Annotated in this window: 19 protein-coding genes; 4 read left to right on the plus strand and 15 right to left on the minus strand. The window is 62.9% G+C overall.

Features of this window, described 5'->3' with window-relative positions; genetic code table 11:
• Nucleotides 1-104 precede the first annotated feature (104 nt).
• The 4 genes from B7Y64_RS09395 to B7Y64_RS09410 form a co-directional block, all read right to left on the minus strand.
• Nucleotides 105-854, minus strand: coding sequence for a hypothetical protein (locus tag B7Y64_RS09395; protein WP_291324578.1), 750 nt, complete (start codon nucleotides 852-854; stop codon nucleotides 105-107).
• Between the two features lie 12 nt (nucleotides 855-866).
• Nucleotides 867-1,445 carry a hypothetical protein gene (locus B7Y64_RS09400; protein WP_111866601.1) on the minus strand — a complete coding sequence of 193 codons (579 nt, stop codon included), beginning with the start codon at nucleotides 1,443-1,445 and terminating at the stop codon, nucleotides 867-869.
• Nucleotides 1,442-1,726 carry a DnaJ domain-containing protein gene (locus tag B7Y64_RS09405; protein ID WP_024815238.1) on the minus strand — a complete coding sequence of 95 codons (285 nt, stop codon included), beginning with the start codon at nucleotides 1,724-1,726 and terminating at the stop codon, nucleotides 1,442-1,444. Before B7Y64_RS09405 ends, B7Y64_RS09400 begins: the two co-directional genes overlap by 4 nt.
• 63 nt (nucleotides 1,727-1,789) lie before the next feature.
• Nucleotides 1,790-2,503 (minus strand): YebC/PmpR family DNA-binding transcriptional regulator, encoded by a 714-nt coding sequence (locus B7Y64_RS09410; RefSeq protein WP_291324577.1) that lies wholly within the window; start codon nucleotides 2,501-2,503, stop codon nucleotides 1,790-1,792.
• Between the two features lie 324 nt (nucleotides 2,504-2,827).
• On the opposite strand from B7Y64_RS09410, the gene B7Y64_RS09415 reads away from it, so the two are divergent.
• The gene (locus B7Y64_RS09415; RefSeq protein ID WP_291324576.1) at nucleotides 2,828-4,057 is read left to right on the plus strand and encodes a spore maturation protein; all 1,230 of its coding nucleotides are present in this window, start codon (nucleotides 2,828-2,830) and stop codon (nucleotides 4,055-4,057) included.
• A gap of 151 nt (nucleotides 4,058-4,208) precedes the next feature.
• Here the strand turns inward: B7Y64_RS09415 and B7Y64_RS09420 are convergent, their stop codons facing one another.
• Both B7Y64_RS09420 and sbcB read right to left on the minus strand, forming a co-directional pair.
• Complete coding sequence (locus B7Y64_RS09420) at nucleotides 4,209-5,465, minus strand: cystathionine gamma-synthase family protein (RefSeq protein WP_291324575.1); 1,257 nt, start codon at nucleotides 5,463-5,465, stop codon at nucleotides 4,209-4,211.
• Nucleotides 5,466-5,612: 147 nt separating this feature from the next.
• Nucleotides 5,613-7,058: an exodeoxyribonuclease I gene (gene sbcB / locus B7Y64_RS09425; protein ID WP_291324574.1), complete on the minus strand. Its 1,446-nt coding sequence runs from the start codon at nucleotides 7,056-7,058 to the stop codon at nucleotides 5,613-5,615.
• Between the two features lie 282 nt (nucleotides 7,059-7,340).
• On the opposite strand from sbcB, the gene B7Y64_RS09430 reads away from it, so the two are divergent.
• On the plus strand, nucleotides 7,341-8,609 hold the full coding sequence (locus tag B7Y64_RS09430) for a lytic murein transglycosylase (RefSeq protein WP_291324579.1): 1,269 nt from the start codon (nucleotides 7,341-7,343) through the stop codon (nucleotides 8,607-8,609).
• 138 nt (nucleotides 8,610-8,747) lie between these two features.
• Here the strand turns inward: B7Y64_RS09430 and clpA are convergent, their stop codons facing one another.
• The 3 genes from clpA to dnaE form a co-directional block, all read right to left on the minus strand.
• On the minus strand, nucleotides 8,748-11,096 hold the full coding sequence (gene clpA / locus B7Y64_RS09435) for an ATP-dependent Clp protease ATP-binding subunit ClpA (protein ID WP_024815244.1): 2,349 nt from the start codon (nucleotides 11,094-11,096) through the stop codon (nucleotides 8,748-8,750).
• 57 nt (nucleotides 11,097-11,153) lie between these two features.
• On the minus strand, nucleotides 11,154-11,522 hold the full coding sequence (gene clpS / locus B7Y64_RS09440) for an ATP-dependent Clp protease adapter ClpS (protein WP_114655870.1): 369 nt from the start codon (nucleotides 11,520-11,522) through the stop codon (nucleotides 11,154-11,156).
• Nucleotides 11,523-11,618: 96 nt separating this feature from the next.
• Nucleotides 11,619-15,167 carry a DNA polymerase III subunit alpha gene (gene dnaE / locus B7Y64_RS09445; protein WP_024815246.1) on the minus strand — a complete coding sequence of 1,183 codons (3,549 nt, stop codon included), beginning with the start codon at nucleotides 15,165-15,167 and terminating at the stop codon, nucleotides 11,619-11,621.
• A 199-nt stretch (nucleotides 15,168-15,366) separates the two neighbouring features.
• Between dnaE and B7Y64_RS09450 the strand changes: the two genes are divergently transcribed.
• Complete coding sequence (locus tag B7Y64_RS09450) at nucleotides 15,367-16,164, plus strand: outer membrane protein assembly factor BamD (RefSeq protein ID WP_111866590.1); 798 nt, start codon at nucleotides 15,367-15,369, stop codon at nucleotides 16,162-16,164.
• On the opposite strand, the gene B7Y64_RS09455 is transcribed toward B7Y64_RS09450, so the two are convergent.
• Nucleotides 16,127-18,178, minus strand: a complete 2,052-nt coding sequence (locus tag B7Y64_RS09455; RefSeq protein ID WP_291324573.1) for an ATP-dependent DNA helicase — start codon at nucleotides 18,176-18,178, stop codon at nucleotides 16,127-16,129. The two genes, B7Y64_RS09450 and B7Y64_RS09455, sit on opposite strands and share 38 nt — an antisense overlap.
• A 323-nt stretch (nucleotides 18,179-18,501) precedes the next feature.
• Between B7Y64_RS09455 and B7Y64_RS09460 the strand changes: the two genes are divergently transcribed.
• On the plus strand, nucleotides 18,502-19,308 hold the full coding sequence (locus B7Y64_RS09460) for a protein phosphatase 2C domain-containing protein (protein ID WP_291324572.1): 807 nt from the start codon (nucleotides 18,502-18,504) through the stop codon (nucleotides 19,306-19,308).
• Nucleotides 19,309-19,371: 63 nt separating this feature from the next.
• On the opposite strand, the gene B7Y64_RS09465 is transcribed toward B7Y64_RS09460, so the two are convergent.
• The 5 genes from B7Y64_RS09465 to B7Y64_RS09485 all read right to left on the minus strand — a co-directional run bounded on the left by B7Y64_RS09465 (nucleotide 19,372) and on the right by B7Y64_RS09485 (nucleotide 26,969).
• The gene (locus B7Y64_RS09465; protein ID WP_291324571.1) at nucleotides 19,372-20,061 is read right to left on the minus strand and encodes a hypothetical protein; all 690 of its coding nucleotides are present in this window, start codon (nucleotides 20,059-20,061) and stop codon (nucleotides 19,372-19,374) included.
• Nucleotides 20,061-21,158, minus strand: coding sequence for a cell division protein ZapE (gene zapE, locus B7Y64_RS09470; RefSeq protein WP_111866582.1), 1,098 nt, complete (start codon nucleotides 21,156-21,158; stop codon nucleotides 20,061-20,063). Before zapE ends, B7Y64_RS09465 begins: the two co-directional genes overlap by 1 nt.
• Nucleotides 21,159-21,248: 90 nt before the next feature.
• Nucleotides 21,249-22,679, minus strand: a complete 1,431-nt coding sequence (gene lpdA, locus B7Y64_RS09475; protein ID WP_291324570.1) for a dihydrolipoyl dehydrogenase — start codon at nucleotides 22,677-22,679, stop codon at nucleotides 21,249-21,251.
• A gap of 96 nt (nucleotides 22,680-22,775) precedes the next feature.
• A complete protein-coding gene (odhB, locus tag B7Y64_RS09480) occupies nucleotides 22,776-24,044 on the minus strand; it encodes a 2-oxoglutarate dehydrogenase complex dihydrolipoyllysine-residue succinyltransferase (RefSeq protein ID WP_291328730.1) in 1,269 nt (422 codons plus the stop codon).
• Between the two features lie 48 nt (nucleotides 24,045-24,092).
• Nucleotides 24,093-26,969: a 2-oxoglutarate dehydrogenase E1 component gene (locus B7Y64_RS09485; RefSeq protein ID WP_291324630.1), complete on the minus strand. Its 2,877-nt coding sequence runs from the start codon at nucleotides 26,967-26,969 to the stop codon at nucleotides 24,093-24,095.
• Between the last annotated feature and the right edge of the window lie 30 nt (nucleotides 26,970-26,999).

Consider the following 26,999-nt stretch of genomic DNA (forward strand, 5'->3'; position numbering starts at 1 on the left):
GCAAGCTGCTGACCATGCTCAACGCCATGGTCAGAACCGGCAAACCTTGGGACGCATCGCTTCATAGTGCTTGACTTTGAAGACGGTTACTCAGGGGGGACATGCTAAATCGCGGATTCTTCGTCAGAAGCGCGGGCCGCCGGGGTCGCCTTGCCGCGATCGGTGTCGCTGGTTTCAAACTTGCCGTCGTCTTCTTCGGCCAGGTCATCGCCCTCTTCCAGGCCCATGTCGTGGGCACGCGCCTTGGCGCGCAGCACCAGCAGCGTTTCGATAAAGAGGTCGCGGCATTCGTAGCGCAGCAGCCAGGCCAGCTGCATCCAGTCGCGGTCGGCCACTTCGTCCTGGTCGATGCGGGGCTGCACGTAGCCCGATGCCAGCAACTCGTCATCGCTCAAGGTGGGGCCGTAGTCTTCGGTGGCGTCAAAAGTGCCGGTGCGGGCAAAAGCCTCGATGCGGCTCCACTTCTCGGCAAAGTAATTGGCCAGGGCCTCGCTGCCGCCTTCCAGATCACCAATCGCCGTCAAAAACTCCACCGGGTCGGCGTCGTCCCGAAAAATAACGGCGTTGACCATGTTGCGCAGGTGCGTGTGGGTGAGATCCTTGTATTGCTTTTCCAGCACCATGGCGCGCGCAAACTGCTCGGGCGTGACCAGCAGGTTGACGACAGATGCCTTGGAATCGTCGTACTCGCGCATCACGGCCAGCACGTCTTTGGGTGCCAGCTGGTCCAGCACGACCATCAGGGCGTTGTCGCCTTCGGTGTCGGCCAGGTCGGCCAGCGCCGACTCGGCGCCCACGATGTCGCCGGCGGCAATCAGGCTGGTGGTTTTGGTGATGAGGGCCAGGTGGTTCATGTACGGAAAATCTCAGTCTTTGCGGTCAAAGCCTACCTCGGCCAGCCAGTTGGAGCTGGCCTCGTCACGGGTGCGGCTGTTGCGCGGGTCGGCAGCATCGTCAGCGCTCAGGGCGTTGTAGTCATCGTCGTGCTCGGCCCCATCCTCAGCGTCTTCATCGGCATCGTGATCGGTATCGCCCTGCGCGGCCGCCGGTGCCAGACGGGCATGCTGGTGCAGATACTCCAGCCCTGCCGCCACGACCATGAAAGCGGTTCCTCCGGGCTCACGCAAAACGGTTTGAGCCAGGCTGGCGGCCCAAGGTTCCAGCGAGACCGCGCCCGTCAGCGTGCCCCACTCGGGTAGGTTGTCGGCCCCCTGGCTGAGCAAGTGCTCCATCACCGAAGGCTTGGCAAAACGGAAGCCCTGATGAAAGACCACCGCCACCATCTCGGGCGCCAGCTCCATCATCTTCACCAGGAAACCGATTTCAGAGCGCTTTTCTGCCAGCCGCTTGCGCAGCACATCCTTGCCCTCCGAGTCCGAAACCAGGTCGTCCAGCTCGGCCTGGTAGGCCGAACGCAAGTCATAAAAGTAGGAAGAAAGTTTCACGAAGGAAGAATGCTCTTGAAATAGGTTTGCCAGATGTCTTGCGCGGTTTGCAGGGGGTCGTCCAGCAGGTTGCGGCGGCGGTTGTCGTCGTAAGCCTGGCGGGCCTCGTCGTCCGACAGGACTTCGTAGGCCTTTTGCACGGCCTGAAAGCGCTGTGCCGCGTCGGGCGCATCGTTCTTGTCCGGGTGATAAAAGGAGGCTTTCTGGCGAAAGGCCTTCTTGATGTCGGACAGCGACGCGTTGGCGCTCAGCCCAAGGGCTGCGTAATGGTCTGCGGTCATGGATTGCTTACATGGGCGCGCTGGCCGGTGTAATGGCCAGCGCGCCAGGGCGGAAATAGGCGGTCAGCTGCCCAGGCTCACAAAGACGTTCTGCACGTCGTCGTTGGCATCAATGGCCGCCAGAAAGCTCTCAACCTCTTCGAGCTGCTCGGGCGTCAGGTTGGCGGGGTTCACCGGGTTCTTGGGCTTGTAGCCCAGCTTGGCCGACAGCACGGTAAAGCCCTGCGCCGGTAGCGCGCGGCTGACCAGGTCGAGGTCGGTCGGGTCGGTCCAGAAGGTGGTGGTGCCTTCTTCGTCGCCCGCTTCAAAGTCTTGCGCGCTGGCTTCAATGGCGGCCAGCTCGGGGTCGGCGCCGGGGGTAGCGGGTTCGGCTTCGATCATGCCCACATGGTTGAAATCCCATGCCACCGACCCCGAGGTGCCCAGCTGGCCCTTGCGAAACAGCACGCGCATCTCGGGCGCGGTGCGGTTGACGTTGTCGGTCAGGCATTCGACCATCACGGCCACCTGGTGGGGGGCAAAGCCCTCATAGATGACGCGCTCGAAATGGACGGCCTCGTCCCCGATACCGGCACCCTTCTTGATGGCGCGCTCCAGGGTGTCCTTGGGCATCGAGACCTTGCGGGCCTGCTCGACCACGAGGCGCAGGCGCGAATTGCCGGCAGGGTCGGCCCCGCCACGCGCAGCCACCATGATTTCCTTGGCCAGCTTGCCAAACAGCTTTCCTCTGGCGTCTGCGACTTGTGCCTTACCTTTTGCTTTCCACTGGGCGCCCATGGCGAATGTTCCTTGGTGTTGTGGCGCTCCATGAACCTGTTCAATGGCGCCTGGTTTTGTGTCTGGGCCGGCTGCACGCGGGAGTTTCCAGAGAAAACCTGGCACGCAACCGAACCCTGTAGATTACCACCCGGCGATTCGCCTCATCTTTTGGCATGTGGAGTGAACGAAGCGGGTTAACCTGCTGACTGCCCTCCGCGCCTCCAGTTCGACAGGGCACTGGCAAGCGCGGCCCCACCCCGCTGCAACGGGCCCATCTGCACAATGGATACCAGCGGGCGCCAACGGACGCTTTCTGACCACCATCCACACGGAGTTTCTTCCTTGCTCAACACCCTCTGGCTGGGTTTTTTTGTCACCGCAGCCATCGCCGCACTGTCCCAATGGCTGGTGGGTGACAACGCCCAGATCTTTGCAGCCATGGTCGAAGCCCTGTTCTCCATGGCCAGACTGTCGGTCGAGGTGATGGTGCTGCTTTTTGGCACGCTCACGCTGTGGCTGGGTTTTTTGCGCATTGCAGAAAAGGCCGGCATCGTGAATGCCCTTGCGCGCTGGCTGGCGCCGCTGTTTACGCGGCTCATGCCGGGCGTGCCGCGCGGCCACCCGGCCCTGGGCCTGATGACGCTGAACTTTGCCGCCAACGCGCTTGGGCTGGACAACGCAGCCACGCCCATGGGTCTGAAGGCCATGCGCGCGCTGCAAGAGCTGAACCCGCATCCCGACACCGCGACCAACGCGCAGATTCTGTTTTTGGTGCTCAACGCGTCATCGCTCACGCTGCTGCCGGTCACCATCTTCATGTACCGCATGCAGCAGGGCGCGCCCGACCCGACGCTGGTGTTCCTGCCCATTTTGCTGGCCACGTCTGCCTCCACGCTGGTGGGGCTGCTCAGCGTGGCGGCGGTGCAGCGGTTGCCCCTGTTCAGCCCGGTGGTGCTGGCCTATCTGCTGCCGGTGGCCCTGGCACTGGCAGGCTTCATGGCGCTGTTGACCACGCTGAGCGCGGCGGCGCTGGCGCAGCTGTCTTCGCTGCTGGGCAACCTCACGCTGTTTGCGCTGGTGGTGCTGTTTGTCTGCGTGGGCGCCTGGCGCAAGGTGGCCGTGTATGAGGCGTTTATCGACGGCGCGAAAGAGGGTTTTGATGTGGCCAAGGGATTGCTGCCCTACCTGGTGGCCATGCTGTGCGCTGTGGGGGTGTTTCGCGCCTCGGGTGCGCTGGGCTATCTGCTGGATGCCATCCGCTGGTGCGTGGAGCTGCTGGGCATGGATGCGCGCTTTGTCGACGCCCTGCCCACGGCGCTGGTCAAGCCGTTTTCGGGCAGTGCGGCGCGCGCCATGCTGATCGAAACCATGCAGAGCCAGGGCGTGGACAGCTTCGCCGCGCTGGTGGCCGCCACCGTCCAGGGCAGCACCGAAACCACGTTTTATGTGCTGGCGGTGTACTTTGGGGCGGTGGGCATCCAGCGGGCACGCCATGCGGTGGCCTGCGCGCTGCTGGCAGAGCTGGCAGGGGTGGTGGCCGCCATTGTGGTGTGCTACCGGTTTTTTGGCTGAAATTCAAGCCAAATTGGCCTCTAGCCCTTATCCATAAAGCGTAAGCAGCTACTATTAATATAGCAACCAAGGATTTTGGCACCCGAGGCTGCGGCCCCTGCGAATGGTCTGGCAGCGCTTGCGCCCGGACACAGGGCGCAGTGGCGAGCGATCAGACCGCCGCAATGGCGGCCAGCGCCTGCTCAAAATCGGACTGCAGGTCCTGAAGCTCTTCCAGGCCGACCGACAGGCGAATCATGCTGTCGCCAATGCCCATGGCGGCCCGCACTTCAGGCCCCGCCTCCCAAAAGATGGTGTGCGCCACCGGAATGATGAGCGTGCGCGTGTCGGCCAGGCCCGTGGCCTTGATGGGCAGCTGCAGGCGGTTGCACAACGGCAGGCATTGCGCAGGGTCGCGCAGTTCAAATGACAGCAGCCACGAGCCCGCCTTGAGGTGCTTTTTGGCCTGCGCATATTGCGGGTGCGACTCCAGCAGCGGGTAATGCACCCGCGCCACGGCAGGGTGCTGCTCCAGCCACCGGGCCAGGGCCAGCGCGGTGGCGCTGGTGCGGTCCATGCGCAGGGCCAGCGTTTCGGCGCCCAGCGCCATCTGGTGCGCGGCATGGGACGACAAGGCACCGCCCATGTCGCGCAGGCCTTTCTTGCGCACCTGTTGCAGACCCCAGCCCTTGGCATTGCCCTTGCGATAGGCCGGAAAGATGTTTGGGTAAGTGCTCCATTCAAAAACACCGGTGTCGATCACGGCGCCGCCCAGCGCATCGCCCTGCCCACCGATGCTCTTGGTGAGCGAATGCACCACCAGCCCCGCTCCCACCGTGCCCGGACGAAACAGATACGGCGAGGCCACCGTGTTGTCCACCACATAGAGGAGCCCGCGCTCTTTGCACAGTGCGCCAATGCCTTCGAGGTCGGGCATCTGCGTGCCGGGGTTGGCGATGGTTTCGACAAACACCATGCGCGTGTGCGGCCGCACGGCGGCAGCCACCTGCGCGGCATCCGTCACGTCCACCGTGGTGACCTCGATGCCCAGGTCGGCCAGGGTGCCAAACACGCTGTTGGTGTTGCCAAACACGAACTTGCTGGCCACCAGATGGTCCCCAGCCTTGAGCAGCGTAAGAAAAATGGCGCAGATGCCTGCCATGCCGGTGGAAAAGACGATGGCGCCCTGCCCCTGCTCCATCTGCGTGAGCTTGGCCTCCAGGGCGGCCGTGGTGGGCGTGCCTTGGCGTGCGTAGTTGAAGCCGCCTTTGGCGGTGCCCTGGAACACGGCTATCAGGTCTTCGACCTTGTCAAAGCCGTATTGCACCGAGGTGTGGATAGGCTGGTGAATGGCGCCCTGCTCGGCGCCGCCCAGCCGGTCGGCATGCACGATCTGGGTGGTGAAATGGGGGTTCTGCGGTGTCGTCATAAAAGGTTGCGGATGATTGTCGGCTTGCAATGGGCGCTGTAGCGTGAAACCGGCGCGCCCCAAATGCCAGCGCACCCGTGGAACTGGCTTTGCCAGGCCACTGGGTGCGTCCCCCTCGGGGGGAAGGCGCGCAGCGCCTCAGGGGGGTCAGCGTTCAGGCGCGATGTGCTCGGCGTAATCGTACAGGGCGCCCAGAATCTCCTGGGTGCGATCGTCGTCGGCGGTTTCCGAGATCTGGTCGATTTCGGTGAACAACTGCTCCACGGTGCGCGCCCCGCCCGCACCGTCGAACAGGCAGGCTGCGCGGTGCGCCTCCCAGCGCTCGGCCTCTTCGGGCGACAGGGTGTCCGGGAAGTTGCGGGCCCGGTAGCGCCACACCAGCTCGGCCAGGCGCGGGTCATCAAAGCCCGTGCGCGCGGTGGCCAGTTTCGCCCCTGACAGGGTACGCAAGTCGTTCAGGTGGCGGCGGTCGCTGTTGCCCACAAATCCGCCATACAGGTCCTGGTCCACATCGGGGACGGGCTCGGCCGGGCGGGCAAACACGGCGGGCCAGATGCCGCTCATGTCCGGCAAGGTCCGCGCCATGTCGGCATGCTGCGCCGCCTGGGCCAGATCCATGCCCCAGCGCTGCGCCAGCGCAGGGGTGAGCGTGTTCACATTGCCCACCACCATGGGTGATTTGTTCAGGTGGATGGTCTTGATGGGCAGGCGCGTGGTGCCCTCGGGCAGGTCGGCCGCCCTGGAGAACATGCGCAAGCGGATCTCGTCAGCCCCCAGCGTGGCCAGTTCGCGCGGGTCATGGGCGAGATCCCAGGCAATCACCTCGTTCTTGTTGGTGGGATGGCTGGCCAGCGGCCACATCACTGCGAGGCAACCGCGCTCGGCAGGGAACATGCCCGAGACATGCAAAAACGGCCGTGCCGTGAGGGCCGTTGCCGGCAGGCGCAACTCGGCGGCCACGCGGTCTTTCTTGTGCAGCGACAGGGCAAAGTCAAACAGCTTGGGGTTGTGCTGGCGGATCAGCCGCGCCAGCGCAATGGTGGCGCGCACGTCCGACAGCGCATCGTGCGCAGCCTCGTGCAACAGGCCGTTGGCTTTGGACAGATGCTCCAACTTGAAGCTGGGCGTGCCGTCTTCCTTTTTGGGCCAGGCAATGCCGTCCGGCCGCAGCGCATAGGTCATGCGCACCACGTCCAGCAGATCCCACCGGCCGCACTGGTTTTGCCACTCGCGCGCGTAGGGGTCGATGAGGTTGCGCCAGAACATGAAGCGCGTGATCTCGTCATCAAACCGGATGGTGTTGTAGCCCACGCCAATGGTGCCCGGCTGCGCAAATTCGGCCTCGATACGATTGGCAAAGGCGTGCTCGGGCACGCCCTTTTCCAGACACAGCTGCGGCGTGATGCCGGTGATGAGGCAAGACTGCGGGTCTGGCAGATAGTCGTTGGCCGGCTGGCAGTAAAGCATCAGCGGATCGCCGATTTCGTTCAGCGCGGCATCGGTGCGGATGGCCGCAAACTGCGCCGGCCGGTCGCGCCGGGTGTTGGCACCGAAGGTTTCGTAGTCGTGCCAGAGAAAGGTGTGGGGGGCCATGGTCTAGGGGCAAACAAGGGCGAAGGGCCAACTGTAACCGGGTTTAGAGGCTATTTTTGCCCCTAGCGCATACAGATAAAGCGCGAACAGCTATCAAAATAGTAGTGAAAGTGGGTCCAGAGGATTGCCACCACATCACGCCGTGATACACCTGCAACGCTGCACCCGCGCTGCTGCACGGGACAATGGCGCATGCACAGCCCCCCAAACGCCCCCTCCAGCTCCTCTCGCCACCGCACTCCCCTCGTGGCGCCACTCTCGCTTGCCACACTGGTGGCGGCCATGGCCCTGGCAGGTTGCGCCTCGGCGCCGGCTTCCGAAAGCCTCCCCGACAGGCTGGCAAAGCCGCAGCCAACGGCCTTGGCGCCTGCGGCCAACAGTGCGCAGGTCTCCGCGCCAGTTGACACGGCTTCCGAAGTACCCCCTGAAGAAGGATTCGACGCCTGGCGCACCGCTTTTTCGAAACAAGCCCTGGCGGCGGGTATTGAGCCCCAAACCGTGCGCGAAGTGCTGGGCAGCGCACAATGGCAACCTCGCGTGGTGGAGCTGGACCGTGCCCAGCCCGAATTCACCCGCACGCCCTGGGCCTACCTGGACAGCGCCGTGTCGCCGCAGCGCATTGCACAGGGCCAGGCCATGCGGGCGGAGCACCACGCCGCACTGGACGCTGCCGCCACTCGCCACGGGGTACCCGCCGCAGTGATCACGGCCATCTGGGGCATGGAGAGCAACTACGGCAGCAACTTTGGAACCTACCGCGCGGTGGACGCGCTTGCCACGCTGGCTTACGACGGACGTCGCCGCGCCTGGGCGCAAGCCGAGCTGCTGGCCGCGCTGCGCATCGTGGACCAGGGCGACATCCCGGCCGATCGCATGATCGGCTCCTGGGCGGGCGCCATGGGGCACACGCAGTTTCTGCCCTCGGTGTTTCTGGCCTACGCCGTGGATGCCGACGGCGACGGCCATCGTGACATCTGGGGCAGCATTGCCGATGTCACGGCGTCCACGACCCATTTTCTGGCGCGCATGGGCTGGAAAAGCGGCCAGACCTGGGGCGTCGAAGTGCAACTGCCCGCCGGGTTTGACTACGCACGCACCGAAATCCGCACCCGCCAGAACAGCGCAGCATGGGCGGCAGAAGGCGTTCGCACGCTGGACGGGCAACCCCTGCCCGAAGTGGGCGAGGCCTCCATCATCACGCCCGCAGGTGCACGCGGCCCAGCGTTTTTGGTGGGCACCAATTTCCGCACCATCCTGCGGTACAACAACTCCGTCAACTACGCGCTGGGCGTGGGCCTTCTGGCACGCCAGATCGACGGTGGCCCACCCGTTGCCAGGGCGTGGCCCCGCGACATTGCCCCCCTGAATCGCGACCAGCTGCGCCAGCTGCAGGAGGCACTCAATGCAAAGGGTTTTGACGCGGGTGTGCCAGACGGCGTGATGGGCCCGGCAACACGCGCAGGCCTGCGCCGTTTTCAGCAGAGCATCGGCACCATGGCCGACGGATATCCCACGCACGCGCTGCTTGAGCGGCTACAGGCACCCCGGTAAACAGCGCGCCGCGCACAGGCGCAGCACCAGTTCAGAACGCTCTGCCACCATAAAAAAAGCCCGGGGTTTGCGCCACGGGCTTTGGGGTGTGTGCCTCGCGATCGCGGCACACCAGCTGCGAGCGGGGTCGTAGCGCAATCAGTCGGCAGTGGCCTCTTCGGGTTCAGCGGGCTCCGACTTGGCCGAGCGCTCTTTCTTGGGCAGCGGCTGGATGTCCAGCATCACTTCGGACGTTTCCACGCCCTTGTCGTCCGTCTTGACCTCGATGTCCACGGTCAGGCGGCCGCCATCCTGCAAGCGGCCAAACAGCAGCTCATCGGCCAGGGCCCGGCGAATGGTGTCCTGGATCAGGCGCTGCATCGGGCGGGCGCCCATCAGCGGATCAAAGCCCTTCTTGGCCAGGTGCTTGCGCAGCGTGTCGGTGAAGGTGACCTCCACCTTCTTCTCGGCCAACTGCGTTTCGAGCTGCAGCAGGAACTTGTCCACCACGCGAAGGATGATCTGCTCGTCGAGCGCCTTGAAGTTGACGATGGCGTCCAGCCGGTTGCGGAACTCAGGCGTGAACAGGCGCTTGATGTCGCCCATTTCGTCGCCCGCCTGCCGGGGGTTGGTGAAGCCAATGGTCGCCTTGTTCATGGTCTCGGCGCCCGCGTTCGTGGTCATGATGATGAGCACATTGCGGAAGTCTGCCTTGCGCCCGTTGTTGTCGGTCAGCGTACCGTGGTCCATTACCTGAAGCAGCACATTGAAGATGTCCGGGTGCGCCTTCTCGATTTCATCGAGCAGCAGCACGGCGTGCGGCTTCTTGGTGATGGCTTCGGTGAGCAGGCCGCCCTGGTCGAACCCCACATAGCCCGGAGGTGCGCCAATCAGGCGGCTCACGGCATGGCGCTCCATGTACTCCGACATGTCAAAGCGGATCAGTTCGATGCCCATGATGTAGGCCAGCTGCTTGGCCGCCTCGGTCTTGCCGACGCCGGTGGGGCCGCTGAACAGGAACGAGCCGATCGGCTTGTCGCCCTTGCCCAGACCCGAGCGCGCCATCTTGACCGCGCTGGCCAGCACTTCCAGGGCTTTGTCCTGACCGAACACGACGCTTTTCAGGTCGCGCTCCAGCGTCTGCAGCTTGCCGCGGTCGTCGTTGCTGACGTTGGCGGGAGGAATGCGCGCGATCTTGGCCACGATCTCTTCGATCTCGGCCTTGCCGATGGTCTTTTTGCGCTTGCTCGGCACCATGATGCGCTGGGCCGCACCGGCTTCATCGATCACGTCGATGGCCTTGTCGGGCAGGTGGCGGTCGTTGATGTACTTGGCGCTCAGCTCGGCCGCAGCCTGCAGGGCGGCCGCAGCGTATTTCACACTGTGGTGCTCTTCAAAGCGCGACTTCAGGCCCTTGAGGATGTCGATGGTTTCGGCTACCGTGGGCTCGACCACGTCCACCTTCTGGAACCGGCGCGACAGCGCAGCGTCTTTTTCGAAAATGCCACGGTATTCCGTGAAGGTGGTGGCGCCAATGCACTTGAGCTGGCCGCTGGAAAGCGCCGGCTTGAGCAGGTTGGACGCATCGAGCGTGCCGCCCGAGGCAGCACCCGCACCGATCAGGGTGTGGATCTCATCGATGAACAAAATGGCGTTGGGCTTGTCCTTGAGCGACTTGAGCACGCCCTTGAGGCGCTGCTCAAAATCGCCGCGGTACTTGGTGCCCGCCAGCAGCGCGCCCATGTCGAGCGAATACACCACGGCCTCGGCCAGAATTTCAGGCACGTCGTTTTGCGTGATGCGCCAGGCCAAGCCCTCGGCAATCGCCGTCTTGCCCACGCCGGCCTCGCCCACCAGCAGCGGGTTGTTCTTGCGACGGCGGCAAAGGATCTGGATCGTGCGCTCTACCTCGTAGTGGCGGCCAATCAGCGGGTCGATCTTGCCTTCCTTGGCGAGCTGGTTCAGGTTCTGGGTGAACTGCTCCAGCGGAGACGCTTTCTCACTGCGCTCCGAACCGCCGCCCTCCTCGCCTTCGGCCTGGTTCTCGGCCTTGGCGGGCTCTGGCGGCTCGCCCTTTTTGATGCCGTGGGCAATGAAATTGACCACGTCCAGGCGCGTCACGCCCTGCTGGTGCAGGTAGTACACGGCGTGCGAGTCTTTTTCGCCAAAGATGGCCACGAGCACGTTGGCACCGTTGACCTCTTTCTTGCCGTTGCCGGTGGACTGCACATGCATGATGGCGCGCTGGATCACCCGCTGGAAACCCAGTGTGGGCTGGGTGTCCACTTCGTCCGATCCGGCAACCTGCGGCGTGTTGTCTTTGATGAAGTTAGACAACGATGACCGCAAATCATCGATATTGGCCGAACATGCACGCAGCACCTCGGCTGCGCTGGGGTTATCGAGCAGTGCAAGCAACAGATGCTCCACGGTGATGAACTCGTGGCGCTGCTGGCGGGCCTCAACAAAGGCCATGTGCAAGCTGACTTCCAGTTCCTGGGCAATCATGTGAACTCCTTTGTGCTTGCGTGGAAGAGATAACTGTAGATCGGGACGAGAAACCTGTTATTCAACAGGCTCACTGACGCATTGAAGCGGGTGGCCGGCCTTGAGCGCGGCCTCCAGCACCTGGTCGACCTTGGTGGCAGCCACATCGCGTGAATACACGCCGCAGACGCCTTTGCCGTCGAGGTGTATCTTCAGCATGATCTGGGTGGCCTGCTCGCGGTCTTTGCTGAAAAACTCCTGCAGCACCACGATGACGAACTCCATGGGGGTGTAGTCGTCATTGAGCATGACCACCTGGTACATCTGCGGCGGCCGGGTCTTTTGCACGCGTCTTTCGAGCACGACCGAACCGCCATCATCCTTCGCTGGCCGGGTAACGGGCAGCGCGACGGGGGGAGAAGGTGGTTTTGTTGCCATGAAATTCATTCTAGCGACCCGGGAGCATCGCTGCCGACAGTGATATCTGATGACGGCCGGGTGTTTTTCAACCACGTCCAGAGCGCCCACCCAAAAATGCCGGGGTCACTCATAGATCACAACGGCCGAGCCCGTGCCCACCTGGGCGCTCCAGGCTGCCAGTGCCGCGTCCGTGGGATAAAACCGGCTGGCATCGCCCAGTTGCAGTTCTGCCACCGCAGCGCCCTGCTCTGCGACACAGCGCACGCCCATGCGCACGCGCAGTCCATGCAGCACAGTGCCCTGCTCCGACTCTTCACGGCAGGGCGGAAACTCCTGCACCAGTCGCGGCACTTCGGGGGATTTGTCCCCCACCACCACATGGAGGTATTTGCCAAACCGTGCGCGTGCACCGGCCATATCCCAAACCTGCTGAACCTTCACGCGCAGCCCCCCGCTGAAATGGTCCAGCTGCAGGCGCCCCATCATCACCACAAACTCGTCTTCCTTGAGCTGGTTGCGGTAGGTATTGAGCAGGGCTTCGTCGGCCGATGCCTCGATCACGCCCGACTTATCGTCCAGCCGGAACAAGCCCAGCTTGCCCCGCTGGCCGTTGATCACCCGGAAATCGCTGACGATGCCCGCAAGAATCTGGGGCTCGCGGCTGTCCAGCAATTCGTCGATCTGGGTGCGAACAAAGCGACGCACCTCTTGCGCCACCTCGTCGAAAAGATGGCCCGACAGATAAAAACCCACGGCCGTTTTTTCCTGGGTGAGGCGCTCCTTGATGCCCCAGGGAACCGCGTCCACCAGGTCAGGCTCCTGCGTGCTCGATCCGTGGGCGTCGTCGCCCATCATGTCGAACAGCCCACCCTGGTTGACATTGGCCAGCGTGGCAGCGGCAAAGTCAAAGGCTCGGTCAATCGACGCGACCATGGCAGCACGGTTGAGGTTGAGTGAATCAAAGGCCCCCGCCTTGATGAGCGCTTCGACCGTGCGTTTGTTCAGGCGCGCCTTGTCCACCCGCACGCAAAAATCAAACAGACTCTTGAACGGACCCGTGGTGGAGCCCTGCGGCCCCTGGCCCCGCCCCTCTCGGGCCGCAACGATGGCATCGATGGCATGCTGGCCCGTGCCCTTGACCGCCCCAAGACCGTAGCGAATGACTTTGTCGGTCACTGGTTCGAAACGGTAAGTGCCGCGGTTGACATCCGGTGGCTCAAAGGTCAGCCCGAAATTCTTTTGCGCATCTTCAAACAGCACCTTGAGCTTGTCGGTGTCATCCATTTCCACCGTCATGTTGGCGCAGAAGAACTCGGCCGTGTAATGCACCTTGAGCCAGCCGGTGTGGTAGGCCAGCAGCGAATAGGCAGCCGCGTGCGACTTGTTGAAACCGTAGCCCGCGAACTTCTCCATCAGGTCGAACACCTCGTCGGCCTTCTGCTCACTGATGTTCTTTTCTGCAGCCCCCTTGCGGAAGATGGCGCGGTGCTCGGCCATTTCCTCGGCCTTTTTCTTGCCCATGGCCCGGCGCAGCATGTCGGCGCCACCGAGCGAGTAGCCCCCCAGCACCTGGGCGGTCTGCATCACCTGCTCCTGGTACACCATGATCCCGTAGGTCTCTGACAGCACCTTTTCGACCAGCGGATGGGGATACTCCACCACTTCCTTGCCGTGTTTGCGGTTCACAAAGCTCGGTATCAGATCCATCGGGCCCGGACGGTACAAGGCATTCAGCGCAATGAGATCTTCGAGGCGGCTGGGCCTGGCTTCGCGCAGCATGCCCTGCATGCCGCGGCTTTCAAACTGGAACACCGCCTCAGTCTTGCCATCGGAAAAGAGCTTGTAGGTGGGCCCATCGTCAAGGGGAATGGTCTCGAAGCTGAAGTTCTCCTGCCCCTTGTGGCGCTTCATGATGAATTCGCGCGCAATCTCCAGAATGGTGAGTGTCGCCAGCCCCAGAAAGTCGAACTTCACCAGGCCGATGGCCTCCACGTCATCCTTGTCGTACTGGCTCACGGCCGCCTCACTGCCCGGCTGCTGGTACAGCGGACAGAAATCGGTGAGCTTGCCCGGCGCAATCAGCACTCCACCGGCGTGCATGCCGATGTTGCGCGTCAAGCCCTCGAGCTTTTGCGCCATCTCGATGACGGTCTTGACGTCTTCTTCCTTTTGCACCCGCTCCGCCAGCAGCGGCTCCAGTTCGAGCGCGTAGTTGTTCTTGTCGCCCTCTTTCTTGGGGTCAGGTGGGTAGGCCAGCGTATAGGACTGCCCCGGCTTGTTGGGCACCAGCTTGGAAATGCCATCACAAAAGGTGTAGCTCATGTCCATCACCCGGCCCACGTCACGAATGGCGGCCTTGGCGGCCATGGTGCCGAAGGTGGCGATCTGGCTTACCGCATCCTTGCCGTATTTGTCCTTCACGTAGTCGATCACGCGGTCGCGGTTCGCCTGACAAAAGTCAATGTCGAAGTCGGGCATCGACACACGCTCGGGATTCAAAAACCGTTCGAACAGCAGGTTGTATTCAAGCGGATCCAGATCGGTGATCTTGAGCGCATAGGCCACCAGAGACCCCGCACCTGAGCCCCGGCCAGGCCCCACGGGGCAACCGTGGGTTTTGGCCCACTGAATAAAGTCGCCCACAATCAAAAAGTAGCCCGGGAACCCCATCTTGAGAATGGTGTTGAGCTCGAACTCGAGCCGTTCCACATAGCGCGGCCGCTGCGCATTGCGTTTGGCTTCGTCGGGGAATAGCAGCCTGAGGCGGTCTTCCAGCCCCTCAAACGAAACATGGCGGAAGTAATCCTCCACCGACAGCACCTGCCCGTTCACGGGTGGGATGGGAAAATTGGGCAATTGCGGCTTGCCCAGCACCAGGCTGATGTTGCAACGGCGGGCGATTTCCACCGAATTGGCCAGGGCGGCAGGCAGGTCTTCAAACAGCGCCTGCATTTGCGCCGACGACTTGAAATATTGTTCGCGCGTGAACTTGCGCACACGCCGCTGGTTGCCCAGAATTTCGCCCTCGGAGATGCAGACCCGGGCCTCATGGGCCTCGTAGTCGTCGGCGGTGGCGAACTGCACGGGATGCGTGGCGACCACCGGCAGATTGAGCCGAGCCGCCAGCTGCACTGCAGCCACGACATGGGCCTCGTCGTCGGCGCGTCCCGCCCGTTGCACCTCCATATAAAAACGGTGCGGGAAGATACCGGCCAGCCGGAGCGCCAGGTGCGCCGCACCAGCATCATCGCCTTTCATGAGGGCTTGCCCCACTGGCCCCGCCTGGGCCCCGGCGATAGCGATCAACCCTTCGCCCAGCTCCTGCAACCACTCCCAGGTGCAAATGGCCTGGGCTTTGACCACGTTGCGGGTCCAGGCGCGCGCCAGCAATTCAGACAGATTCAGGTAACCCTGGTGCCCCTGCACCAGCAGCAATATGCGCGACGGCGCCGCTCCGGCCTCGCCTTCCACGAACACTTCGGCGCCCAGAATCGGCTTGACGCCCTTGCCGCGCATTTCCTTGTAGAACTTGATGGCACCAAAAAGGTTGCTGAGATCGGTAATGGCCAATGCGGGCTGGCCATCCTTGGCCGCTGCCTTGGCCAACTCATCGATGCGATTGGTGCCGTCAACGACGGAGAACTCGGTGTGCAGGCGAAGGTGAACAAACATGGGCCCCATTGTAGGAAGCCCCACCTGGTCCGGCATCGAAAATGACCCGATTCAGCGCGCAAAGCTCGGCAGCGTGCGTCGGTACAATGCCAGCGTCGGTCCAGGTTCTGTCGCAGGCCAAGCCGCACCCTATCGGTGCGGCAACCTTTACAGCCCCTCACAAGACACACGTTCACCTTTAGCCTGAAAGCTGCCTGCAATGCTGCGTGCCTCACTGCCTTTTATCACTGCCCTGCTGACCGCCGGCCTGCTTGCGGGCTGCTCGAGCACTCCGGAAGACAAGACAGCGGGCTGGAGCCCCAACCGCATTTACTCGGAAGCCAAGGACGAACTCAATAGCGGCGCTTTCGACAAGGCGGTGCCATTGCTCGAAAAGCTGGAAGGCCGCGCAGCAGGCACTCCCTTGGCCCAGCAGGCCCAGCTGGACAAGGCCTATGCGCAGTACAAGGCTGGCGAAAAGGCACAGGCCATCGCCACGCTCGACCGGTTCATGAAGCTTCACCCGGCCAGCCCGGCACTGGATTACGCGCTCTACCTGAAAGGCCTGGTCAACTTCAACGACAACCTGGGTCTTTTTTCCTGGATCTCCCAGCAGGACCTGTCCGAACGCGATCAGAAAGCGGCCAAGGACTCCTTTGAGTCGTTCAGCGAACTGGCCACGCGTTTCCCTGACTCCCGCTATGCCAAAGACGCTCGCCAGCGCATGACCTACATCGTCAATTCGCTGGCCCAGTATGAGGTGCACGTCGCCCGCTATTACTTCCAGCGCGGCGCTTATGTGGCAGCCATTGGCCGCGCGCAGGCCGCGCTGGCCGATTACCAGGGTGTGCCCGCACTCGAAGAGGCGCTTTACATCCTGATCCAGTCCTACGATGCCCTCGGAATGACCCAGCTGCGCGACGACGCACGCCGGGTCATGCAGTCTTCCTATCCCCAAGGCGTTTACGCCACGGGCACCGTCAAGGCAAAGTCCAATCCTTGGTGGAAGTTCTGGTGAGCGCATCCAGCGCGGCCTCAAACTCCTCAGGACTTTCAAGAACACGCATGGGAGGCAATGCGCGCATCAGCCGCTTGCCGTAGCCCATGGTCACCAGCCGCGTGTCGCACACGACCAGCACGCCCCGGTCCGATTCCCGCCGTATCAGCCGCCCCGCACCTTGCTTGAGTGCCACAGCGGCCTCGGGCACCGCAAGCATCTGAAACGAACGCCCACCGGCGACCTCAATGCGTTGACTGCGCGCATCCATCAGCGGATCGCCGGGCGCAGGAAAGGGCAACTTGTCGATGATGACCAGCTGCAAGGCGTCGCCTGGGACATCAACACCTTCCCAGAATGAGGCCGAGGCCACCAGCAGGCAGCCGCGCCCGCCGCTTGTCGCCCCCTCGCGAAAGCGTTCCATCAGATGGCGCTTTGGCCAGTCCCCCTGCACCAGCACTTCAAGCCCTTCAGTGCTGCTGAAACGGTCTTTCAGAATATCCCCAATCACCCGCAAAGCCTTAAGGGTTGTAGTCAGCACCAGCGTGCGCCCGCCAAGGCGGTCTGCAGCGGCCCCCGACAACCGGGCTACAGCGATGCTGTGCGCGGGATCAGAAGGCTTTGGCACATGCCGCGGCACATACAACGCGGCCTGGGAGGCATAGTCGAACGGGCTTTCCACGCGCAAGATCTCAGCATCCTGCAGGCCACAGCGCTCGGTGAACCACGTCAGTCCGGCGTCGTCGCCCAGGGTTGCAGACGTGAAAATCCAGGCCCGCCCAGCATGCTGCGACGGCGCGGGCCACTCGTCGCCTTCGCCTTCGCAAGCTTCGGCAGGAGCCGCCAGCAACCGGGTTTGCATGGCCTGCGCAATATCGAGCGGTGATTCCACCAGCCGCAATTGCCCACCTGCCTCTACCCAGCGCACCGCATCCGGGCTGCAGGGTGCTGCAAAGCGTCCCAGGCGCGCCAGAATCTCCGAGCCGCGCTCATACAGGCGCATGAGGTCCGGGGATGTTTCGCTGAACGGGTCCAGTGTTTCCAGGGCTTGTGCACAGGCAAGAGATACCCGTCGAAAGGCCTCGTGCCAGCCGTCGGGAGCAACGGTTTCTGGCGCATCCCCGAGCCAGCGCAGCTTGGCGCCTGGCACGCCCGGCCCCACGGCAATCCGCAAATCGGCAGCGGCCTGCTCGATGCGGCCCGCCACCATGTTCCAGTCGGTCAAACCACGGGCATGCCGCAGACCAGCGGTCAGAATGTCACGGGAGAAATCCAGCAGTTGCCCCGTGGTCAGGTGCATGCCCATGAATTGCACACCGATTTCATTGATCTGGTGCGCCTCGTCAAACACCACGACCCGCACGGTTGGCAACAACTCGGCCATGCCCGACTCCCGCACGGCCACATCGGCAAAGAACAAATGGTGGTTGACCACCACCACATCCGCCGCCAGCGCTTCACGCCGTGCGAGGTTGACGTGGCACTGGCGAAAACGCGGGCACGAGGCCCCCAGGCAGTTGTCGCGGGTGGAGGTAACCAGCGCAATGACGGGCGAGCGCTCGTCGAGACCCGGCAGTTCCGCCAGATCCCCCGAGCGCGTGCTGTGCGACCACACCTCTACCTTGGCCAGCACCCGCTGAATGGTGCGGTCGTGCAGCTCAACATCCTGGCGGGCCTGTTCCATCCGGTGCAGGCACAGGTAGCTGCCACGCCCTTTCAGCAGGGCCGTGCGCACCGGCAAGGCCAGCGCAGAAACCAATTGGGGGAGATCCCGGGCAAAGAGCTGGTCCTGCAAGGCCTTGGTGGCCGTGGACAGCAAGACACGCTCTCCGCTGAGCAGCGCCGGGACCAGGTACGCGAATGTTTTGCCAACACCCGTACCCGCTTCCACCACCAGGGCGCCACCCTGCACAATGGTTCGGGCCACCGCTTCGGCCATGCGGATCTGGCCATCTCGCGCAAGGTAGTGCGACCCCATCTGCGCCAGCACCCCTTGGGGCTCAAATACCGCGTGCACGGCTTCCAGCAGGCTCATCACGCAGGCTCTTGGGGCTGGAGCGCGCGCGCGAAACAGCCGATTGCGCTGCGCAACGCCATGCGGCGGTTCTTCAGGCGCCTGCGCAAAACGTCGTCTGGCGGCTGTTCTTGCGGGCCCTCATCGATGCGCACGTTCAATACGGCAGGGGCCATACGCAAAACAATCAACGGACGAGGCAAGGAGTGGAGGTTCGATTTCAAGGCATTGACGGCGCCAAGCGCTCACGGGCATGGCAAAAATGCCACACGCGAATGAATAATACGTGGTCTGGCGCCCTGCGCCGATGCGCATTTGAGCCGCCGCCCCCCACAATCACCAGCATGACCAAAGCGTTCCGCCTTATCGCCTCGACCGGCATCCACAAGGGTGACCGCGAATACCAGCAAGACCAAGTGGCCCTGATCTCCCACGAACGCTACAACGGCTGCGTGCTGGGCGTGATTGCCGACGGCATGGGTGGCCGCAGTGGTGGGCGCAAGGCATCCGACCAGGTGATGATGACGGCCCGCCAGTTGTTCGAACGCTACTCGCCAGAGTCCGACGACCCTGCCGCAATGCTCAAGAACATGGTGGAAGAGGCGCACATCGTCATCCGCCTCACGGCCATTTCATCCGAACAGGAACCCCACAGCACCATTGCGGCGTTTTTGATCAACCCGCGCGGTGACTGCCACTGGGTTCATGCGGGCGATTCGCGCATTTACCATTTTGAGGGTGCCAGGCTGACCTTTCGCACCAGCGACCACTCTTATGTGCAGGCCTTGGTCGATCGTGGTGAGCTGACCGAAGCCGAGGCCAACATCCATCCGCATTCCAACATTCTGGTGGGCTGCCTGGGCACCGAGAGCGATCCACCCACCACCAGCCACACCATCCAGCACTTGCAGCCAGGCGATGTTTTGCTGGCCTGCAGCGATGGTGTGTGGCACTACTTTTCTCCCACCGAGCTGGCCTCGGTGGTCGATTCCCTGTCGCCGCGCGAGGCCACCGAATTTCTGATCGACAAGGCACGCTCGCGCGCACGCGGGGGTGGCGATAACCTGTCGCTGGTCGTCGTGAAGATTGAAGCCCTGGAAGAAGAGAAAAAAATGGGACGACTGAGCCCCATTTCCTCAAAAACCGCCTGAAGCGCGCAGGGCCAGCTCGCATGCGCGGGCGCGTGCTTCCCTTAGTCCCCGTCACCCCGCACTTCAGGGTTGAACGGGCGGCAGCCCCGACGACGCGGGCAAGGGAGCAGCCGGTTGGCGCCCTGCGGCGGCAGACTCGGCCTGCATTTTCTGCACCCGTTCGCGCCGCTCCTGCGCGGATTTCACGTTTTCAGCATGGCGGGACTGCGCCGTGGCCGCCCGCTCAGCGCTTTGCCTGGCACGCTGCGCCTGGTTTGCAGCGCTCGACTGCTGGCGGGCTCGCTGCTGCTCGGCCCGCTGCTGTGCGTCTCGTTGACGCTGCGTGCGCAAATCCTCCACGCCGACGGGAGCACCACGCCCCTCCCCTCGTGCCGAGCCTTGGGGTTGCGAACGGTCCGGAGCCACGCGTTGCTTTTCTTCGATCGAGCGCAACCGCTCGGCGGCTTTTTCCTTGCGCTCTGCGTCATTGAGTTGCAGCTCGCGCCCGCGCAGTTGCAGTTCTGCCCTGCGCGCCTGGGTTCGCACGTCGCGCAGGCAGTCTTCTACCGCAAACCGGCGATAACACGCGGTCTCCTCACGCTTTCGCGTGGCCGCGATGGCCTGGCGCTCCTGGTAAATATGCTCGCGCTCGGCCTGCCGCTGTGCCTGCACGGCGCTGTAACGATTTTCAGGCGGGGCAGGCTCCCCCGCTTGCGCCATCGCATGCCCGGCGATCAAACAGACCAGCCCCCCAATTGCCCATGCGTTTTTCATTACGTCAGTCCCGTATCAACAGTGCGGCGATCCAGCGCGAGAAACTCCTTGGACTGCATCTCGTGCAGCCGGGACACCGTGCGCGGAAACTCGTGGGCCAGAGGTCCTTCGGTGTACAGCTGCTCTGGCGGCACAGCCGCCGACATGATGAGCTTCACCCGCCGGTCATACAGCACGTCCACCAGCCAGGTAAAGCGCCGCGCAGGCGACGCCATGTTGACCGGCATATAGGGCACATCCGACAGCATTACCGTGTGGAACTGCGTGGCGATCTCCAGGTAGTCGTTCTGCGACCGGGGGCCACCGCACAGCGTCCTGAAGTCAAACCACACCACGCCCCCCGCCTTGCGCCGCGCCCGGATCTCGCGCGCTTCGATGTGCAGCACGGGGTCTTCATCGTGCACCTCGGCCAACTGGTCAAAGGCAGCATTCATTTCGGCATCTGCCTCGGGACCGAGGGGCGTGTGATAAAGCTTCACCTGCTCTAGCGTGCGACGCCGGTAGTCCGTGCCGTTGTCCACATTCACGACCTCCAGCTTTTCATTGAGCAGCGCAATAGCGGGCAGGATACGGTCGCGGTGCAAGCCATCGGGGTACAGATCGTCGGGCTTGAAGTTGGAGGTGGTGACAAACCCCACCCCGTTGTCAAACAGCGCCGCCAGCAAGCGGTGCAAGATCATCGCGTCGGTGATGTCGGCGACGTGAAACTCATCAAAGCAGATCAGCTTGTAGCGCTTGGCAATGCGCGCACCCAGCACATCCAGCGGGTTCACCGTGCCCTGCAGGCCAGCCAGCTCGCGGTGCACCTCGCGCATGAACTCGTGAAAATGCAGTCGCACCTTGCGCTTGAGTGGCACGGCGTTGAAAAAGCAATCCATGAGAAAGCTCTTGCCCCGCCCGACCCCGCCATACATGTATACGCCACGCGGAACTTCGGGGCGGTTGATGATCTTTTTAAGGGCGTTGGAGCGGCGCGACTTGTACGCCGCCCAGTCCTGGGCGCAGCGCTGGAGGGCGTCCACCGCGCGCAATTGCGCCGGATCGCTCTGAAAACCCTTGGCGGCAAGTTCTGCGAGATAGGTCTGTTTGACAGTCACGTTGAAGATGCCCCGATACTATGATGCTATAAAATAAATAGCTGCTAGCGCTTACTGCATAAGCGCTAGCAGCCAATTTGACTCAAAGAATCAGAAATTCAGCGTGCGTTTGTCCACGGCCAGGGCGGCCTCCTTGGTCGCTTCGCTCAAGCTGGGGTGCGCGTGGCAGATGCGGGCAATGTCTTCTGCGCTGGCCTTGAACTCCATGGCCACCACGGCTTCGGCAATCAGCTCGCTAACCTGCGGCCCCACCATGTGCACGCCCAGGATTTCATCCGTCACTGCATCGGCCAGGAACTTGACCATGCCCGTTGTGTCGCCCAGTGCCCGCGCGCGACCATTGGCCAGGAACGGGAACGTGCCCGCCTTGTACTTCACGCCATCGGCCTTCAGTTGCTGCTCGGTGCGGCCCACCCACGCGATTTCGGGGCTGGTGTAAATCACCCAGGGGATGGTGTTGAAGTTGACATGCCCGTGCTGGCCGGCCATGCGTTCAGCCACGGCCACGCCCTCTTCCTCGGCCTTGTGCGCCAGCATCGGGCCACGCACCACGTCACCCACGGCCCACACCCCAGGCAGGTTGGTCTTGCAATCGCCGTCCACCGCAATGGCACCGCGCTCGTCCAGCTGCAGGCCCACGGCTTCGGCATTCAGGCCGATGGTGTTGGGCACGCGGCCAATCGAGATGATGAGCTTGTCTGCGTCCAGGGTCTGGGCTTCACCCTTGCTGTTGGTGTAGGCGATGCTGACGCCCTTCTTGCTGTTCTTGATCTCGCCGACTTTCACGCCGAGTTCGATCTTGAGCCCCTGCTTGTCAAACGCCTTTTTGGCTTCCTTGGCGATCTGTTCGTCCACGGCACCCAGGAAAGTTGGCAGGCCTTCGAGCACGGTCACTTCCGCGCCCAGGCGGCGCCAGACCGAGCCCATCTCCAGGCCGATCACGCCCGAACCGATCAGGGCGAGCTTTTTGGGCACCGCGCCGATGCGCAGCGCACCGTCATTGGACAGGATGTTCACTTCATCAAATTCCGCACCGGGTAGCGCACGCGCGTTGGACCCGGTGGCAATGATGATCTGCTTGCCCACCAGAGTTTCCTCGGAGGCGCCGGCCACCTTGATTTCGTAGCCACCGTCGGCCGCCGCCTTCACGAACGAGCCACGGCCATGGAAGAAACTGACCTTGTTCTTCTTGAACAGGTACAGGATGCCGTCGTTGTTCTGCTTGACCACGCTGTCTTTGCGGGCCACCATCTTGGACACGTCCATCTTCACGCCGGTGGCGGTGATGCCGTGGTCGGCAAAGTGCTTGTTGGCATGCTCGAAATGCTCGGACGACTGCAGCAGCGCCTTCGACGGAATGCAGCCCACGTTGGTGCAGGTGCCGCCGGGGGCCGGGCCGCCCTTGTCGTTTTTCCATTCGTCGATACAGGCAACGTTCATGCCCAGCTGCGCTGCGCGAATGGCAGCGATGTAGCCACCGGGGCCGCCGCCGATCACGACGACATCAAATTGTTTGCTCATGAAAAATCTCACTCATTCAGTTGGTGAAAAACCCACCGACGGGCTCCAGCGCAGGCCAGGCCACATGGGTGGGTCGATGCTTGCAGCGCTCGGCGATTAGATGTCGAACAGCAGGCGCGAGGGGTCTTCCAGCGCGTCCTTCATGGCCACCAGACCCAGCACGGCTTCGCGGCCGTCGATGATGCGGTGGTCGTACGACATGGCCAGATAGTTCATCGGGCGCACCACAACCTGGCCGTTCTCGACCACGGCGCGGTCCTTGGTAGCGTGCACGCCCAAAATGGCCGACTGCGGTGGGTTGATGATTGGGGTGGACATCATCGAGCCGAAGGTGCCGCCGTTGGAGATCGAGAACGTGCCGCCGGTCATCTCTTCGATGCCCAGCTTGCCTTCTGCAGCCTTCTTACCAAATTCAGCAATCTTCTTCTCGATTTCGGCAAAGCTCATCTGGTCGGCGTTACGCAGTATGGGCACCACGAGACCACGGGGCGATCCCACGGCGATACCGATGTCAAAGTAGCCGTGGTAGACGATGTCGTTGCCATCGACCGAGGCATTGAGCACCGGGTATTTCTTGAGCGCATGCACGGCCGCCTTCACGAAGAAGCTCATGAAGCCGATCTTCACGCCGTGTTCCTTGGTGAACGCGTCCTGGAACTTCTTGCGCATATCCATCACAGGGGCCATGTTCACTTCGTTGAACGTGGTCAGGATGGCGTTGGTCGATTGCGACTGCAGCAGACGCTCGGCCACACGGGCGCGCAGGCGGCTCATGGGCACGCGCTGCTCGGGACGATCGCCCAGGTTCTGTGCAGCCGACGGAGCAGCCACTTGCGGCAATGCCTTGGTGGGCACACCGGTGGGAATGGCGCTGGGCGCCACGGCCTTGGCCGCACCAGCCGCCACCGCGCCGAGCACGTCGCCCTTGGTCACGCGGCCATCCTTGCCCGTGCCGGCCACAGCCGAGACCGACAGGTTGTTGTCGGCCAGCAGCTTGGCCGCTGCGGGCATGGCGACATCGGCCTTTGAGCCACCCGTTGCAGCAGCGGCCACGGCCACAGCAGCTGCAGGCGCGGCAGCTGCAGCAGCAGGTGCAGCGGCAGGAGCGGCGACACCGGCCGTGCCTTCGGTGTCGATCTTGGCGATCAACTGCTCGGCCACCACGGTGGCGCCATCACCCTGGACGATTTCTGCCAGCACGCCGGCAGCGGGTGCGGGCACTTCCAGCACAACCTTGTCGGTTTCGATTTCGATCAGGATTTCGTCCACGGCCACTGCCTCACCGGCCTTCTTTTTCCAGGTAAGCATGGTGGCCTCGGCCACGGATTCGGACAGTTGCGGTACTTTGACTTCTACGATAGCCATATCAATTCTTTCGGAATGGGGTTTTGTTCTGGAGGGGGATTGCCGGCCTTACTTGGTCAGGACAAAACCCTTGAGCTTGGCAAACGCGCCGTCCACCAGCGCCTTTTGCTGTTCCTGGTGCAGGTGCGAATAACCCACGGCAGGCGAAGCAGACGCCGCGCGGCCGGAGTAGCCCAGCTTCTGGCCTTCGAGCATGTTTTCGTGGATGTTGTGCTGGATGAAGAACCATGCGCCCTGGTTTTGCGGCTCATCCTGGCACCAGACGATGTCCACGGCGTTGGGGTACTTCTTGATCGCGGCGGCAAACGCCTTGTGCGGGAACGGATAGACCTGCTCGACGCGGATGATCGCCACGTCGTTGGCCTCGTTCTCGGTGCGCTTCTTCACCAGGTCGTAATAGACCTTGCCAGAGCAGGCAATCACGCGCTTGACCTTGTCGGCCTTCTTGTCGATGGCCTCGTTCTGCTCGGGAATCACCGTCTGGAAGTTGCCCTTGGTGAACTCGGACAGTGGCGAGGTGGCATCCTTGTTGCGCAGCAGCGACTTGGGCGTGAAGATGATCAGCGGCTTGCGCAGGTCACGCACCATCTGGCGGCGCAGCACATGGAAGATCTGGCTGGCCGTGGTGGGCTGGACGATCTGCATGTTGGCATCTGCCGCCAGCTGCATGAAGCGCTCCAGGCGGGCAGAGCTGTGCTCTGGGCCCTGGCCTTCGTAGCCGTGAGGCAGCATGAGCGTCAGGCCATTGGCACGGCCCCACTTCACCTCACCGGAGGCGATGAACTGGTCGATGACCACCTGCGCGCCGTTGGCGAAATCGCCAAACTGGGCTTCCCAGATGACGAGTGTGTTGGGGTCGGAGCCCGCATAGCCATACTCGAAGCCCAGCACGGCTTCTTCGGACAGGATGGAGTCGATCACGACGAACGGCGCCTGGTTTTCTGCAACGTTCTGCAGCGGCACGTAGGTTCCGGTGTCCCACTTCTCGCGTTTCTGGTCGTGAATCACGGCATGGCGGTGCGTAAACGTGCCACGGCCGCAGTCCTCGCCCGACAGACGCACCGGGTAGCCGCTGGCCACCAGCGACGCAAAAGCCATGTGCTCACCCATGCCCCAGTCCACGGGAGTGTCGCCACGGCCCATGGCAGCGCGGTCGTCATAGACCTTCTTGACGAGCTGGTGCGGCGTGACGGTTTCGGGAATGGTAGTGAGCTTCTCGGACAGGCGCTTCCATTCGGTCAGCGGGATCGCGGTGTCGCCAGCGTCGGTCCACTTCTTGCCCAGGAACGGGCTCCAGTCCACGGCGTACTTGCTCTTGAAGTTGGTCAGCACAGGATCAACCGTGTGCTTGCCGGCATCCATGGCGGCACGGTAGGCCTTGACCATGTCGTCGCCCAGCGTTTCGCCCAGGCCTTGCGCGGCCAGCTTGTCGGCGTACAGCTTGCGCGTGCCGGGGTGGGCGGCGATCTTCTTGTACATCAGAGGCTGCGTGAGCATGGGGGTGTCCTGCTCGTTGTGGCCCAGCTTGCGGAAACAGGTGATGTCCACCACCACGTCCTGGCGGAACTCCATGCGGAATTCCAGCGCCAGTTGCGTGGCCAGCACGACGGCTTCGGGATCGTCACCGTTGACGTGCAGCACCGGGGCTTCGACCATCTTCACGATGTCGGTGCAATACACGGTGGAGCGCATGTCGCGCGGATCCGATGTGGTGAAGCCGATCTGGTTGTTGATGATGATGTGCACCGTGCCGCCCGTGGTGTAGCCACGGGTCTGGGCCAGCGCCAGGGTTTCCTGGTTGACGCCCTGGCCACCAAAGGCCGCATCGCCATGCACCAGCACCGGCAGCACCTGGCTGCCCTTGGGGTCGTCACGGCGGTCCATGCGGGCGCGCACCGAGCCTTCCACCACCGGGTTCACGATTTCAAGGTGCGAGGGATTGAAGGCCAGCGACAAATGCACTGGGCCGCCCGCAGTGGACACGTCAGAGCTGAAACCCTGGTGGTACTTCACATCACCGGCGGGCAGGTCTTCAGGCGCCGTGTGGTCGAATTCGGCAAACAGATCCTTGGGCATCTTGCCCAGCGAGTTCACCAGCACGTTCAGGCGGCCGCGGTGGGCCATGCCGATGACGATTTCCTGCACGCCCTTGGCGCCGGCCGACTGGATCAACTCGTCCATCGCGGCGATGAAACTCTCACCGCCTTCCAGCGAGAAGCGCTTTTGGCCAACGTACTTGGTGTGCAGAAAGCGCTCCAGGCCTTCGGCGGCCGTCAGGCGGTCAAGGATCTGGCGTTTCTTGTCGGCATTGAACTGGGGCTTGCTGCGAATGCTTTCCAGCTTTTGCTGCCACCAGCGCTTTTGCGCCTGGTCACTGGTGTACATGAACTCGGCACCGAGGGTGCCGCAGTAGGTTTCACGCAGTGCATTGAGCAACTCGCGCAGGGACATGGTGTCCTTGCCGAAGAAGGTGTTGCTGATATTGAAGACCGTTTCCTGGTCTGCATCAGTGAAGTCGTAAAACGAGGGCTCCAGCTCGGGAATGGCGGGGCGCTCGGTGCGCTTGAGGGGGTCCAGATCGGCCCAGCGCTGGCCCACGTTGCGGTAGGCGGCAATCAGCTGCTGCACGGCGGTGCGCTTGCGGCCCATCTCGGCATCGTTGCTGGCAACCACCACCTTGGTGCCGCCTTGCTTTGCGCGCTCGGCAAAGGCATTGATCACGGGAAGGTGCGGAACGTCCTTGGCATTGGATCCGTCGACAGCGGGAACATGCTGCAACGCATCAAAATAATCGCGCCACGTATCGGGCACGCTGCCAGGGTTGGCAAGATAGTTTTCATACATCTCTTCGACATAGGGCGCATTGCCGCCGAAGAGGTAGGTGTTGCCTTGGTAGGCTTGATAGACGGATGTCGTATCGCTCATATTCCGCTGACCTCCGCTTCCCTTGGGGAA

Origin of the sequence: Acidovorax sp. 35-64-16 (assembly GCF_002281195.1) — a bacterium.
GTDB lineage: Bacteria > Pseudomonadota > Gammaproteobacteria > Burkholderiales > Burkholderiaceae_C > Acidovorax > Acidovorax defluvii.

Bases quoted from the DNA above. Each gene is read 5' to 3' on its own strand.
- B7Y64_RS09395 (WP_291324578.1), bottom strand. From the start codon at position 854: ATGAACCACCTGGCCCTCATCACCAAAACCACCAGCCTGATTGCCGCC.
- odhB (WP_291328730.1), bottom strand. From the start codon at position 24,044: ATGGCTATCGTAGAAGTCAAAGTACCGCAACTGTCCGAATCCGTGGCC.
- dnaE (WP_024815246.1), bottom strand. From the start codon at position 15,167: ATGTTTGTTCACCTTCGCCTGCACACCGAGTTCTCCGTCGTTGACGGC.
- B7Y64_RS09430 (WP_291324579.1), top strand. From the start codon at position 7,341: ATGGCCCTGGCAGGTTGCGCCTCGGCGCCGGCTTCCGAAAGCCTCCCC.
- sbcB (WP_291324574.1), bottom strand. From the start codon at position 7,058: ATGGCCCCCCACACCTTTCTCTGGCACGACTACGAAACCTTCGGTGCC.
- B7Y64_RS09420 (WP_291324575.1), bottom strand. From the start codon at position 5,465: ATGACGACACCGCAGAACCCCCATTTCACCACCCAGATCGTGCATGCC.
- B7Y64_RS09450 (WP_111866590.1), top strand. From the start codon at position 15,367: ATGCTGCGTGCCTCACTGCCTTTTATCACTGCCCTGCTGACCGCCGGC.
- clpA (WP_024815244.1), bottom strand. From the start codon at position 11,096: ATGATTGCCCAGGAACTGGAAGTCAGCTTGCACATGGCCTTTGTTGAG.
- B7Y64_RS09410 (WP_291324577.1), bottom strand. From the start codon at position 2,503: ATGGGCGCCCAGTGGAAAGCAAAAGGTAAGGCACAAGTCGCAGACGCC.
- B7Y64_RS09460 (WP_291324572.1), top strand. From the start codon at position 18,502: ATGACCAAAGCGTTCCGCCTTATCGCCTCGACCGGCATCCACAAGGGT.
- B7Y64_RS09485 (WP_291324630.1), bottom strand. From the start codon at position 26,969: ATGAGCGATACGACATCCGTCTATCAAGCCTACCAAGGCAACACCTAC.
- clpS (WP_114655870.1), bottom strand. From the start codon at position 11,522: ATGAATTTCATGGCAACAAAACCACCTTCTCCCCCCGTCGCGCTGCCC.
- B7Y64_RS09465 (WP_291324571.1), bottom strand. From the start codon at position 20,061: ATGAAAAACGCATGGGCAATTGGGGGGCTGGTCTGTTTGATCGCCGGG.
- B7Y64_RS09405 (WP_024815238.1), bottom strand. From the start codon at position 1,726: ATGACCGCAGACCATTACGCAGCCCTTGGGCTGAGCGCCAACGCGTCG.
- B7Y64_RS09455 (WP_291324573.1), bottom strand. From the start codon at position 18,178: ATGAGCCTGCTGGAAGCCGTGCACGCGGTATTTGAGCCCCAAGGGGTG.
- lpdA (WP_291324570.1), bottom strand. From the start codon at position 22,679: ATGAGCAAACAATTTGATGTCGTCGTGATCGGCGGCGGCCCCGGTGGC.